Consider the following 735-nt stretch of genomic DNA (forward strand, 5'->3'; position numbering starts at 1 on the left):
GGAGCGGCAATACCGGGATGAGCTTTGTGCGGCGGCGGACAAGGTGGTGCCGCTGCCCTGCTGTAAGACCCTGCACATTACTCGTCCCGTCCATGGGACTCGCCCTGCAAATCTGGCAGTCCGTGCTTCGACGGCGCCGGCAATCATCTGAAGCCCGGAATTCTTCTGCCAGAGCCGAAAATGTCCTTTACCACAGTTCAGTCACTCAGATTATTTAATCGTGCCCGTTGTGGCGGGCAGCATTAAGTGATTTCTCCGGTATTCAGGACGGCACAATAAAAGGAAACAGGCATGAAAAAACGTTACGGGGTACTGCTGGGCATCGCCCTGCTGAGCGGGTGCAGCCATCCACAGGCGGAGGCGCAAGGCAGCGGTGGGGCAGGCACGATTAAAGCGATAAACCATACCAAATGGGCAATCAATAGCTTCGGCGTTAACGGTCAGTCGGGGATTGATGCTATCGGCCCGTTTGACGGCGGGGGCGGCGGGTGCTGCTACGGCGTACCGTCAGTCTGGAAACCGGGGCTGACGGTGCGTATTAACTGGGAAACGGGACTGGGATCATCTGATGATTTTCCTGGATACGCGGATGAAAAAAAATTCCTGGAATGGGCGAATAAAATAAAAGAGCAGCATCGTCAGCACAGTAAAACCGTTTCTGTTCCCGACTATACCGGACAGGAAACCTGTGGGATTACCGTCCACTTTTTACCCTGCGATGAGGTGCAGGTGACC

At 55.0% G+C, this 735-nt stretch carries 1 protein-coding gene; it reads left to right on the plus strand.

The features are described 5' to 3' along the window. Positions 1–291: 291 nt before the first annotated feature. The coding region (gene tli1a / locus ACE38U_RS22375) for a Tli1a family immunity protein (protein WP_375530537.1) at positions 292–735 on the plus strand (444 nt) is incomplete at its 3' end.

It is taken from the genome of Cedecea selenatireducens (genome assembly GCF_042138895.1).
In the GTDB taxonomy this organism is placed as follows: domain Bacteria; phylum Pseudomonadota; class Gammaproteobacteria; order Enterobacterales; family Enterobacteriaceae; genus Cedecea; species Cedecea selenatireducens.